This window comes from Zobellia alginiliquefaciens (assembly GCF_029323795.1).
Classification (GTDB): domain Bacteria; phylum Bacteroidota; class Bacteroidia; order Flavobacteriales; family Flavobacteriaceae; genus Zobellia; species Zobellia alginiliquefaciens.
Map to the genome: position 1 here is coordinate 4185261 of NZ_CP119758.1, position 11876 is coordinate 4197136.

Sequence of the window (11876 nt, forward strand, 5' to 3'; positions counted from 1 at the left end):
TTAATAGGTATTTTTAAGCTTTTATAACGTTGCTTATTCCACGATTTTAATATCAATAGATGTTCTACTTTGCCAGCCAGTGGCATCTGTAACCGAATAGGCACAGTGGTAATCGCCTGTATCAATATCAGTTGGGATGGTTACGGGAATATTAATTTCATAGCTGGTCAAAGAGCCTTCAATTGTAAAGTTTTCTACATAAATCAAAGGATTAACAGGGCTTTGAATTTCGCCTAATTCGCATTCGGTTACTTGGTCATCATGGGTATGATGGTCAAAATTATGATGGATATCAATACTGTATGCAGCAAGTTCGCTGTTATCGGTCACCATAGCCCTAAAATTGTAAGTTTCTCCTTTAGTTAACATTGCACAACCTTGAGGGAAACCTCCAGTATAATTAACACTAATAGTTGGTTTCTCTTCGTCTATTTCAGTGCTGTCATCACTAGAACAAGCTGCTATTAGCAGTATAATGACTAAAAAATAAAAATTTTTAAATGTAGATTTCATAAGATTAGTTTTAAAACCGCACAGCACGCTTTATGCTATGCGGTTTTGTTTTTTTAATTAAGCAGTAACATCAATATGTGCTTCATATTCAATAGTGTCACCATCCTCATCTTCAACAGTAAAGATGATATGATATTCTCCTGCAGGAGCAGTAGCAGGTACATCTATATGCTCATGGAATTCTGCTTCGGTTTCTTCGTGATAACCTTCTAAAAATTCTTCTTCATAATCCCATTCTACTTCTCCATCACCAGGAGTAACACCGTCTGCATGAATATCTACAGCAATACTATGTATGCCATGTGCAGCAAGTATCATAAACTCAACGTGGAAATCTTCTCCTCTAGCTACTGTTTCATCCATTTCAAAACCACTAATAGTAATGGTGTCCATGATTTCAAGGTGACCATCTACTTCTGTGCTATTCCCCAATTCGTCGGTTACTAATAGTTCAATATGGTATTCCCCCACTGGAATATTTGCAGGAATATCTATATGTTCATGAAAAGTAGGATTAATAACTAAGTAGTCTGCATCTGTATAAACTTGTTCAAACTCCCAATCTACTTCGCCTTCTCCAGCAGTTACTTCATCTGAATGAATGGAAACGGTAATACTGCTTACCGTAGCTTCGGCTGTAATTTCTGCTTCTAAATGTATGTCTGATCCTCTATAAGCATATGCTTCTTCTGAAACATGGTCATGATCTTCGTCCTCATCACCATCTTCGTCATGATGACCTTCACCATATTCAAAGCTGGCTATAACAGGAGCGCTTAACTCAATATCTCCGTCATCATCGCTACTACATGATTGTAAAAAGAGTCCGGCAGACGCAACGATTGCTAAAAATTTTAAATTCTGTTTCATAATGGTTGTTTTCATTGTACTAATTTTTAATTTGATTACTGATTACTGATTACTGATTACTGATTACTGATTACTGATTACTGTAAGGGTATTGTTAGTGATAATGAGATATTTCTACCGGCTTCTGGTACATCTATAAGCCTATAAAAACTAGTGTGATTAAAGTATTTGGTATTGAATACGTTGTTTAGCTTTACCCGCATTTCTAGCGGTAAACTGTTTTTTAACACATTCATTTCCGTTAAAAAGGACATGTTCAATACTTGATAGCCGTCTGTTTTTTCTTCTGGTGGCACAATTTCTTCCTGAGCTGCGGTAATTCTATAATCCGCAATCAATTGTGGTTTGTTAAAAATCAAAAGCTTATCAAATTGATATCGGGCAGATAACAATCCGGATAAAGGCGGAGAAAATGGCAATGTAAAGCCTTCTTTAGGACCGCTGGTTTGCTCTGAATACACATACTCTACCGATGCATCCAACCGCAAGTTTTTAGTAATAGTAGCACTTGCGTTGAATTCACCACCTATTCTAAAAACTTCGGCTTGTGTGTATTCATAAATTTGTATGGTTTCGTAATAATTTGAAGTTGGATTCAAGTAAATATAATTTTGAAAAATATTCACGAACGGACTAACACCAACACTAAAAGATTTTTCTGTGTGTACTAACGATAAGTCTAGCTGATACGAAACCTCGGGGTCTAAATCTAGATTACCTCTTTCATAGCGATACATGTGATAGTTAACTCCGTCCGAGGCCAATTCGTTGGCCAGTGGCATTCTAAAACTTCTACCTACATTTATTTTGTAACTGGTTTTATCTTGAATATAACTTAACCCTAAAGAAGCACTAAGACTCCCAAAATCTAAGGTTTTGTCTTTAGACCTTTGTTGGTGAATATATGATGTGGAACCATCGGCATTATTTACAGTTGAAGGATACCAATCATAATATGCCTTGGTATCTACCCTACCTACATCATAACGCAATCCGCTTAGCACATGAAAATTTGAATTAATCTCAAACTGATCGTAGGCAAAAACACCTGCTGTAAATCGATTGTACTCCGGGATTAGAAAACCCCATCCACCAATATTATTATTTTGATATTCCGTGTTTAGACCTATCACCATATCATGTTTATCGGTAGGGTTAAAGTCGTCTCGAAAATTTAAAGAGTAGGTGTTTTTAATGAACAACCTTTCTTTAGTGTCCGGTGGTGTAGGCATATACCCGTGCGGTACAGGTTCTGAATGTTCTTCTCTATTATTGTTTTGATAACCAAGATCTATATGTAATAAATGTTCTCCGGCACTGATTGAAGTATTGTTCGTTATTTTAAAGTGATTTACTTTGTGATATGGAAGGTCAACATCTCTGTTAGAGCTATCATAATCTATACTAGAAGTTCGTACTTCTAAACCATGTGCATTTGCAAAGAATCCATTTTTTGCATTTACATTACTAAAAACGGTTTCAGATTTGAATCCCTCAGTTACATAGCCAATACCTAAACTGGCATCTGCTTCGTTACCTGCAGTGTTCCTTAAATTATTATCATCTAGTTCAAAAACATAATTTTCATAATTGATTCTATCTGCGGGAACTTTATAGTCCCCGTAGTCTCTATATGTTAGTCGCCCACGGTAGAACCATTTATCTTTTCTAGATGTTATACCAGCTGAAACACCCAACAGATCATTATTACTTTCTCCAAGAATATTGACTTCACCACCAAAGGAATTAGGTAACGGAGTTTGGTTAGGTTGAATATCTACCACACCGGCAATAGCATCAGAACCATATAATAAAGAAGCCGGACCTTTAATGATTTGAATGTTTTCAATACCGTGTTGGTCAATTTCTAGACCGTGGTCATTGCCCCATTGCTGTGCTTCGTGTTTAATACCATTTTGTACGACGGCAACCCTATTAAAACCCAAACCTCTAATAACCGGTTTTGACTGCCCAGAACCAATATTGATCGTACTTACACCGGCAATTTTACTCAAAGTTTGCATTAAGGTGTTTTCTCTATTCTGTTCAAGAAATTCTTTGGAAACCGTTTGGGTAACAATAGGAACTTCTAAAGCTTCTCTTTTTTTTGTTTTCCCGTTAACCTTTACCTCTTCAAGAACCGTTGCGGATTCAACCAAATAAACCTTTAATCCGTCCATATTTTGCTGTACGTCAACACTTAGGGTTGTAGGTTCGCAACCAATATGGGATATGGTAAAAGTGTATGTGCCTTCTGCCACATTGTTGATGGTAAAAGCACCATTTGCCGTAGAAACTGCATAAAGTTTTTTACCTACGATTGTAGCACCTTGTGCCGGTGATAAGTCCTTTGCGTGTAACACAACCCCTTTTATTTGAAAAGTATCTTGTGCAAACGCAGTTGCGTATAGACTAAAGAATAGCCATATACCCAGATATTTATAAAACATGTAATGTACTATAAGATATTAAACTATTGTCCCAAAAAAGGGCCTAGGTCAACCTATACAAGGTGATGCTGAAGTAGTCAATCAATTAATAATACATAATCAAAAGGACGAATAAATTAATTGCATAAGGTGCAGTATGCATCACCACCCATAAGGTGTACAGGAGTTCTTATAATACAAATGGGGGAGGCCTGGAAAAAAGCTGGTCTGGAGCAATTGTACTAGAAACAACGAAGGTATAAATTTCGGTTATTGCTTCATGGGGTACGTATGCTGTGTTTTCTATTACCGGACCCAGAGAATCAGGTGTAATAGCAGGAGTTGAGTTGATTGCGTTTACATGGACGCAAATAGCGCATTCCACCCCATGGTCATCTTCATCTATATGTGAAAATACATGAAGCCCCGCCATTTTCGTTGTTATGAATAGCGCAAGGAAGAGAAACGTTATACTATTTCTTAGACGACCAATTTTCATCAAAAATAATTACAGACTAGCAAAACTTAATGCTGACAAAAATAATAATAAATAGCATTAATGCACCTTAATTGCGTTTATAATGCAATTAAGGTGCAGTAAAGTTTAAAATTAATAAATTCGAATTTTATACTGTCCTATTTTTAGGGAAGGCTACAAAAAGGGTAAGGCTACAATCAGAAGAATTATGATATGTAAAACGGTTTTTCTCATATTGTTGCCAACGTCTCCGTATATGAAACGTAGCGTGTAAAAAGACGCTATCTTTTCGGATTATACACGAGCCGAATTTTTAAATTTTACTATTTATCTTTTTTATTGAAAATCGTCAAATTTAAAAATTTGGCGGTCTTCGCAAATACACATAAACCTTTCGGAAAGCCTATATTAGCTATGTTTTATATACATCTTAAGTTTGATTCTCAGTAAATTGTTGTTGTAACCAGAAAGAACAAAAGAGAGAATTAAGGTTATGTTATACAGTGAAGCTTTAAACTTCGACAACATTGATAATCCTCTCTCTTTTACTACTTAAACCACGTTCAGTTCTGTGAGACCTTAGATCTCGTTTTCAAGTTGTTGTGGGCAGAAGTAGCCGGTTCTTTCATAAAACATTTCTTATGAATAAATATAAAGAAACTTTTGGAGTCGACATCAGTAAAGATGTCTTTGATGTATATGGAAGTAGGAAGGGTCACGAGCAGTATAAGAACGATGAAACTGGATTCAAGAAATACCTTAAGGAATTACCCAAAGGTTCATTGGTCGTTATGGAAGCTACCGGATATTATCATTATAGACTTGCACAGTTTCTTTACAAGAACGACGTAATCGTTTCGGTAGTAAATCCATTGTCGATCAAACGTTTCATTCAAATGAGACTTGCCAAGGTGAAAACGGACAAGAGCGATGCGAAGGCTATATGTGAATATGCCCTGGTCAACGAAGTGTCTATTTATAATGCCTTGACAGATGTTCAGAGTGAATGTTTACAGTTGTTCCGGTTATTGGATAACTATTTAAAACAACGAACGGCGACCAAGAACAAGATACATGGGGAGGTAGTTTTAGGTATACCCTCAAAGTTTGTTTATCGTTCCTTGATACGGAACAGGAAGCAGCTGAATAAAGAGGTAGCTGCAATCGAATCAAAGATTTTATCATTGGTAAAAGAGGACCAACAGGAGCAATTGACCTTATTGATGTCAATACCTGGTATAGGTCAAAAGACAGCATTGTTCCTAATAGTGGTCACCGATGGTTTCAACAAGTTCGAAACGGCCTCGCAGCTTTGTAGTTATGTAGGTATAACCCCAACGATACGAGAGTCTGGGAGCAGTGTAAGAGGTCGAGCGAGAATAAGTAAGGTCGGTAATAGAAAGCTTCGTAACCTATTGTTTCTATGTTCTTTCAATGCTTGTAAACACAACAAGGCATGCAGAGAGGTATATGAGCGAATCGTGAACAAGGGCAAGAGCAAGAAATTGGCATTGATAGCCGTTGCCAACAAACTATTGAAACAGTCCTTTGCCATCGCAAAATCTGGCAAACCATATGATGAAACTTACGTATCTGTATTGCTGAGATAAAAGCAGATAAATCAAATAAAAAAAAGCTCAAAGAACCTGATTTTAGAATCTATGAGCCTAGAATAATATTGTCTCAGATTAAAGAAAAATTTGTTTGTTTTTTACCTCAGTTCTTTGTTAGCAATAGTTTTTTTCGCGATGTTTATTGTTTATTCCAAATCTTTCTTGATATTCCTTCAAGTTTATCGATTTTTAAATACTCACTTGTTACCTCAAGATTTGGATTCTCTTTAATCTCTTTTTGTATGATTTTTTTTAAACATTTATACAACGCTTTACCTTGTGAAAATCTTAGTTTGTTATTTGTATAAATATCATTAATTGCATTTTCTAAATGTGAGGATTTGTTTTTATATTTTTCTCCGAATTCTTTTTTCTTTAATAAATCAATTGACTTTTCCTTAACTTCCTCAAAAGACTGTTCAATTAGTTTTTTAGCTCTTTGAATACTTATTTCGGGATAACATTTATTTACGTGCAATTCATTAACATAATGGCTTTCAATGTCTGTTCCGTTAGTTATAAATAAGTTTATTCCAATTTCTTCGAATTGAGTTTCTAACTTAATGATTTCAGCATCTGTTAAATAATCTCTATCTCTGTGAACAATTATCTCAATGTAGGGAAATTTTTGTTTTACAAAAGCGGAAAATAATATTACTGAGCCGATTTGACTACAACTATCATAAGATAAAATGGACGTTTCAGAAAATTCAAATCCATTAGATTCAAATATTACTTTCGTCAAGTTATTTGATTTACTATCTTCTGTAAGAATAAAACACTTATCACTTCCTTTAATTTCTTTGAGTTGTTGCTCTAATTCAAATTTTGATGCTATTTTTTCTCTGTCAGGATATAATAAATTGAATATATCTTTAATATCTTTTTTTGTTATCTTGGAATTATCCAAGACAACTCTTTCAACATCTATTATTTGAAGAAGTTCATATCTTTTAATTGAAATTAAATGTTCATTAAAATTTACAACATCTCCGTTATGTTTTTTTAAAGCTGAAATTGTTGTCAAGAATTGAAAAAACATTGATGACATCATACTCGTTGATTGATAATATTTTGCGAGTTGTATCACATCGTTAATAGAGAAGTATTTTTTCGCAATAAAAAATCTACTTCAAACATATAGTGTAGACTATTTCTTATATCACATAAAACTTCTTCTGCTATTTTTTTACATTTGTCGTCAATTAGATGAAACGACTTTTGTATTTCGGGACCAATTATGCTAAATGGACTTGTTTCATCATTATACCAATTTTCTTCTTTACTTTTAATAGTCCCCAAGGCAGAAATAATCATTAATCTTTCAAGAGGTGTTCCTTCCAATCTCTTATAAATTGTGATATCCCAAAGACCAGTATCATCTTTTTTCTGAAAAAGAATATCAGAACCCAAGTATATTTCATAAGAGAAGTTACCTATTGGTATTTTTTCTTTCTTTATAATTTTCTGATACTCTTTATGATTTTTGAAATCGGATATATTCATTCTTTATCAAACTATTTCTTAGTCCGTAATGTTTTTTTAAATTATTGCTAACGTGTTTGTATAAGAATAGTGCGGTTTTGTGTGCGAGGATTTTCCGTAGGAAAATCAGACGTAACAAAAGTACACGGACTCTTGATTAAGCACTAAACTAAGCATTATTTTTATACGGCTTAAGTTTGATTCTCAGTAAATTGTTGTTGTAACCAGAAAGAACAAAAGAGAGAATTAAGGTTATGTTATACAGTGAAGCTTTAGACTTCGACAACATTGATAATCCTCTCTCTTTTACTACTTAAACCACGTTCAGTTCTGTGAGACCTTAGATCTCGTTTTCAAGTTGTTGTGGGCAGAAGTAGCCGGTTCTTTCATAAAACATTTCTTATGAATAAATATAAAGAAACTTTTGGAGTCGACATCAGTAAAGATGTCTTTGATGTACATGGAAGTAGGAAGGGTCACGAGCAGTATAAGAACGATGAAACTGGATTCAAGAAATACCTTGAGGAATTACCCAAAGGTTCATTGGTCGTTATGGAAGCTACCGGATATTATCATTATAGACTTGCACAGTTTCTTTACAAGAACGACGTAATCGTTTCGGTAGTAAATCCATTGTCGATCAAACGTTTCATTCAAATGAGACTTGCCAAGGTGAAAACGGACAAGAGCGATGCGAAGGCTATATGTGAATATGCCCTGGTCAACGAGGTGTCTATTTATAATGCCTTGACAGATGTTCAGAGTGAATGTTTACAGTTGTTCCGGTTATTGGATAACTATTTAAAACAACGAACGGCGACCAAGAACAAGATACATGGGGAGGTAGTTTTAGGTATACCCTCAAAGTTTGTTTATCGTTCCTTGATACGGAACAGGAAGCAGCTGAATAAAGAGGTAGCTGCAATCGAATCAAAGATTTTATCATTGGTAAAAGAGGACCAACAGGAGCAATTGACCTTATTGATGTCAATACCTGGTATAGGTCAAAAGACAGCATTGTTCCTAATAGTGGTCGCCGATGGTTTCAACAAGTTCGAAACGGCCTCGCAGCTTTGTAGTTATGTAGGTATAACCCCAACGATACGAGAGTCTGGGAGCAGTGTAAGAGGTCGAGCGAGAATAAGTAAGGTCGGTAATAGAAAGCTTCGCAACCTATTGTTTCTATGTTCTTTCAATGCTTGTAAACACAACAAGGCATGCAGAAAGGTATATGAGCGAATCGTGAACAAGGGCAAGAGCAAGAAATTGGCATTGATAGCCGTTGCCAACAAACTATTGAAACAGTCCTTTGCCATCGCAAAATCTGGCAAACCATATGATGAAACTTACGTATCTGTATTGCTGAGATAAAAGCAGATAAATCAAATAAAAAAAAGCTCAAAGAACCTGATTTTAGAATCTATGAGCCTAGAATAATATTGTCTCAGATTAAAGAAAAATTTGTTTGTTTTTTACCTCAGTTCTTTGTTGTGGTGCGTATTTTTTATTCAATTTTTATTATTTCTTTCGGAGGTGGTGGCGGAGGAGGAATGTCAAATTTCTCATTCAGCCAAATATTTATATCCGTTTTATTAGTAATTCGTTTATAAGCTTGAGTTAGTTTGTCTAATGTTTTAGGTAAATTTTCAAATCCGTTTTCGTCATAAGAAACGTAAATCAGTAATTTTTCGGGATTGTCACTTAACTGCGGATTTTTCCCATTGTTTTCAATATCTCTTTTTAAAACACTTTCCAAACTATCTAAAGGATAGAAATTCTCGTAATTTTTATTAATTGTATCATTATGAATTTCGATTGTATTCTTTTGTTTTATTAATATACAAGCAAAATTTTCCCAACAAGGATTATGGAAATAGATTGTCTTAATTTCATCGTCAGATTTTAAAGTGATTTTCGGTATGCTATCGTTACAAGCAATTCTTTCAGTCCGTTTGAGTAAGTCTTTCCAATTTTCGAATCGATTATAAACTAATTCAACACCAAGACTATCGCTTTCTTTGTCCCATTTTCCGAAATCTATTTGAACCAACTGTTTTTCTTTTTTTTCAGAGTTTTGACATCCGATTATTGTCAAAATCAGTAAAATCAGAAACGATATTTTAATGTTAGTTCTCATTTTTTTATATGCACCACAACGTTGCGGCTATGATTAGTGCGGCGCGGAAATCCGACGGATTTCCAGCCATGCGCTAAGCTAAAGCTTTTGGTTTTGATTTGTATTTTGTTTTATCCAAAGCTAAATCCAACAGATTTAGTGACTTTATAAATATACACAGACCTTGCGAATAAGACACAAGTCCGCATTAATTATAGGTATTGTTACCACACGTTTTTTCTTCACAACACCGTTTTAAATGCGCATAAATTCTGTTAAGATTGTTCCTTCTACATTAACTAGCTAAAAGGTCCATCTGCATAACAGTTGCGTTTGAGTCGAGTCCATTAATTATTAATATTTTTTCGGTATAGATTTTAATTTCACACCTTCTTTTGAATCCAATTTTTTTATATACGGAAACAATCTAAATCGATATTTTGTTTTTCGAATAATTGGAGCTTGATGAACAAAGTCGTTCAGGAGATTTGTCAAGTAATATCGGTCTCCATTTTCAAATTGCAAATCCCAATATCCAAAATCCGAAAAAAACATAGAGTCTCTCCCTCTATTGTCGATAGTATTTTTATAGTTGTAAGCTAAATGATATGTTGATTTTTTACAATCATTCAGCATGTAAGTTTTAATAATTCCACTTTGGTTTATTTTAATTGAATTGGGTTTTTCAACTATTTCAAAATCAGTATACTTATTCTCTTTGTAATAGTTTAAAAATAGGACCAATGACGGTAAGTTAAATACTAATAAAACTCCAATTATAATTAGAAAAAGTAGCCAAAAAGATTCAATATCTCTGCTACTAAACCATATCCAATTTATCAAACAAAAAACCACCAAAAGTATGAGCATCCATAAGTTTTGCTTTAGGAGCTTATTTAGTAATTTGTTGTTGAGTTTATATTTTTTTTTCAAAATGTGTGGTAACAATCGTGTATGTGTACAATTGCACATACACCCCTATTATCGAGGAATATGTGTAATAGTTTTTCTGCTCACTAATATACTATTAAAGAATAAACCTACAATTATCAACGCACAGTCCATTACGGAAAACCATAAAGGCTATAAATTATTTAAGTCTGCTTAAGAAATGACTAAAAACAGCGAACTGACCAACCATTTTATTTTTTATTGTTAAAATTAAGTGGGTCTTACCCAATTTATAAGTCTGAGGAAGATAACTACCATTGGACTTGCACAGGCGAACAAGGTGATGCACCTATCGGCGATCGCCTACAACCTCAAAAAGTACCTGAAATTCGAGAACAAACACCCGAAAAGTGGGGCGGGAAAGCTTGCCCTGCCATTATTCGTAAAAGTCATGGTTCATTACGTGAAAAGCCTTTCTCCGGCGCACGGAAAATTCAAGTTCAACTTCTAGCTTAGCATAAAAAAAGCCCCTTAAAGAGGCTTATATCGATAGTAATTATTTCTAATTATAGGCTTGTGCAACTGTTACCGTTGTTAGCAATAGTTTTTTGATGTTTTACTAAAAACCTTTCAAAGTAAGTATGGAAGTCATATCTATTATTTAAGATAATTATGTAGTGTCATTCCCCAAGTTAATATCCAATCATACTTCATATAATATGACTCAAGAATTTCTTTTACAGGTAAAGCACGACCAGTATCTAAAATTATATCTCCATTAATTTTTCCTTCTAGGGGTCTCATTTCTTTAATCTTTAAAGAACCATCAACCATTCCTGGTGTATTAATCTCTAAAACATCCCACCCATTTCCACTAACATTAGGAATTGCTTTACAAAGTAATAATGGTCCTTGAGGTACTGCAGCCCCAAGGTTATCTGGTGCTTCTGATGTCCAAGTTTTAAAGTCTACATCACATAATGTTTTTCCGTGGCGTCTTTTTACAACACTAACATCACTTTTACCAAATTCACCATTTATAGAGAATATAGCTTCCCTTTTTGGGTATCCATACAGTAATTGACCGCTTAAAATAGGAGATATATCACTTTCTGGCTCAATAGAACCTAAGTATAATTGCGCGGCATATTCACCAATTACATTTTCTCCATTTACTTCTATGGAAGCAGGAACAGATATAACAGACTCCCAATAAGGTCTAATTTTTTTCTCTGTACATTCAAACTTATTAATTCTTAGTAATACAACATCTTCGTAACCTGGCACAAAACTCAATCCTTCAGGTAAAAATCCTTCAAGTGCAGCTTTATCTGTTTTAAAAGCTATTGCATAGGTTTCAGAATCTGGAAATGAATAATCTGGTCTATCAAAATTTGAGGTTATTTCATTAGGTACAAAAAAATGCTCTTTCATGATTATATTTTTTAAATTTTTTATTTACGCATTTGGGCGCTTATTTT

Annotated in this window: 11 protein-coding genes; 2 read left to right on the forward strand and 9 right to left on the reverse strand. The window is 34.3% G+C overall.

The window, feature by feature from the left end:
- Nucleotides 1-33 precede the first annotated feature (33 nt).
- The 4 genes from P0077_RS17085 to P0077_RS17100 form a co-directional block, all read right to left on the reverse strand.
- Nucleotides 34-513, reverse strand: a complete 480-nt coding sequence (locus tag P0077_RS17085) for a DUF4625 domain-containing protein (RefSeq protein WP_276166419.1) — start codon at nt 511-513, stop codon at nt 34-36.
- 57 nt (nt 514-570) lie between these two features.
- Complete coding sequence (locus tag P0077_RS17090; protein WP_276166420.1) at nt 571-1398, reverse strand: DUF4625 domain-containing protein; 828 nt, start codon at nt 1396-1398, stop codon at nt 571-573.
- A 62-nt stretch (nt 1399-1460) separates the two neighbouring features.
- Nucleotides 1461-3833, reverse strand: a complete 2373-nt coding sequence (locus P0077_RS17095; RefSeq protein WP_276166421.1) for a TonB-dependent receptor — start codon at nt 3831-3833, stop codon at nt 1461-1463.
- A gap of 169 nt (nt 3834-4002) precedes the next feature.
- Nucleotides 4003-4245, reverse strand: a complete 243-nt coding sequence (locus P0077_RS17100; RefSeq protein WP_276166422.1) for a hypothetical protein — start codon at nt 4243-4245, stop codon at nt 4003-4005.
- A 686-nt stretch (nt 4246-4931) separates the two neighbouring features.
- On the opposite strand from P0077_RS17100, the gene P0077_RS17105 reads away from it, so the two are divergent.
- Nucleotides 4932-5900 carry a transposase gene (locus P0077_RS17105; protein WP_276166423.1) on the forward strand — a complete coding sequence of 323 codons (969 nt, stop codon included), beginning with the start codon at nt 4932-4934 and terminating at the stop codon, nt 5898-5900.
- 142 nt (nt 5901-6042) lie between these two features.
- Here the strand turns inward: P0077_RS17105 and P0077_RS17110 are convergent, their stop codons facing one another.
- Entirely contained in the window at nt 6043-6957 is a 915-nt protein-coding gene (locus P0077_RS17110; RefSeq protein WP_276166424.1) for a hypothetical protein, read from the reverse strand.
- A gap of 32 nt (nt 6958-6989) precedes the next feature.
- Nucleotides 6990-7409, reverse strand: coding sequence for a hypothetical protein (locus tag P0077_RS17115; RefSeq protein ID WP_276166425.1), 420 nt, complete (start codon nt 7407-7409; stop codon nt 6990-6992).
- A 381-nt stretch (nt 7410-7790) separates the two neighbouring features.
- Here P0077_RS17115 and P0077_RS17120 point away from each other — a divergent pair, with 381 nt between their 5' ends.
- Nucleotides 7791-8759 carry a transposase gene (locus P0077_RS17120; protein WP_276166426.1) on the forward strand — a complete coding sequence of 323 codons (969 nt, stop codon included), beginning with the start codon at nt 7791-7793 and terminating at the stop codon, nt 8757-8759.
- Nucleotides 8760-8892: 133 nt separating this feature from the next.
- Here the strand turns inward: P0077_RS17120 and P0077_RS17125 are convergent, their stop codons facing one another.
- From P0077_RS17125 to P0077_RS17130, 3 genes are all read right to left on the reverse strand, one after another.
- Nucleotides 8893-9525, reverse strand: a complete 633-nt coding sequence (locus P0077_RS17125; RefSeq protein WP_276166427.1) for a hypothetical protein — start codon at nt 9523-9525, stop codon at nt 8893-8895.
- Between the two features lie 333 nt (nt 9526-9858).
- On the reverse strand, nt 9859-10476 hold the full coding sequence (locus tag P0077_RS20990) for a PH domain-containing protein (RefSeq protein ID WP_489980871.1): 618 nt from the start codon (nt 10474-10476) through the stop codon (nt 9859-9861).
- Nucleotides 10477-11052: 576 nt separating this feature from the next.
- The gene (locus tag P0077_RS17130; RefSeq protein ID WP_276166428.1) at nt 11053-11829 is read right to left on the reverse strand and encodes an acetoacetate decarboxylase family protein; all 777 of its coding nucleotides are present in this window, start codon (nt 11827-11829) and stop codon (nt 11053-11055) included.
- Nucleotides 11830-11876 lie beyond the last annotated feature (47 nt).

Coding starts and splice junctions, on each gene's coding strand:
- P0077_RS17125 (WP_276166427.1), bottom strand. CDS start 9,525: ATGAGAACTAACATTAAAATATCGTTTCTGATTTTACTGATTTTGACA.
- P0077_RS17110 (WP_276166424.1), bottom strand. CDS start 6,957: ATGATGTCATCAATGTTTTTTCAATTCTTGACAACAATTTCAGCTTTA.
- P0077_RS17105 (WP_276166423.1), top strand. CDS start 4,932: ATGAATAAATATAAAGAAACTTTTGGAGTCGACATCAGTAAAGATGTC.
- P0077_RS17130 (WP_276166428.1), bottom strand. CDS start 11,829: ATGAAAGAGCATTTTTTTGTACCTAATGAAATAACCTCAAATTTTGAT.
- P0077_RS17095 (WP_276166421.1), bottom strand. CDS start 3,833: ATGTTTTATAAATATCTGGGTATATGGCTATTCTTTAGTCTATACGCA.
- P0077_RS17115 (WP_276166425.1), bottom strand. CDS start 7,409: ATGAATATATCCGATTTCAAAAATCATAAAGAGTATCAGAAAATTATA.
- P0077_RS20990 (WP_489980871.1), bottom strand. CDS start 10,476: ATGTGCAATTGTACACATACACGATTGTTACCACACATTTTGAAAAAA.
- P0077_RS17120 (WP_276166426.1), top strand. CDS start 7,791: ATGAATAAATATAAAGAAACTTTTGGAGTCGACATCAGTAAAGATGTC.
- P0077_RS17090 (WP_276166420.1), bottom strand. CDS start 1,398: ATGAAAACAACCATTATGAAACAGAATTTAAAATTTTTAGCAATCGTT.
- P0077_RS17085 (WP_276166419.1), bottom strand. CDS start 513: ATGAAATCTACATTTAAAAATTTTTATTTTTTAGTCATTATACTGCTA.
- P0077_RS17100 (WP_276166422.1), bottom strand. CDS start 4,245: ATGGCGGGGCTTCATGTATTTTCACATATAGATGAAGATGACCATGGG.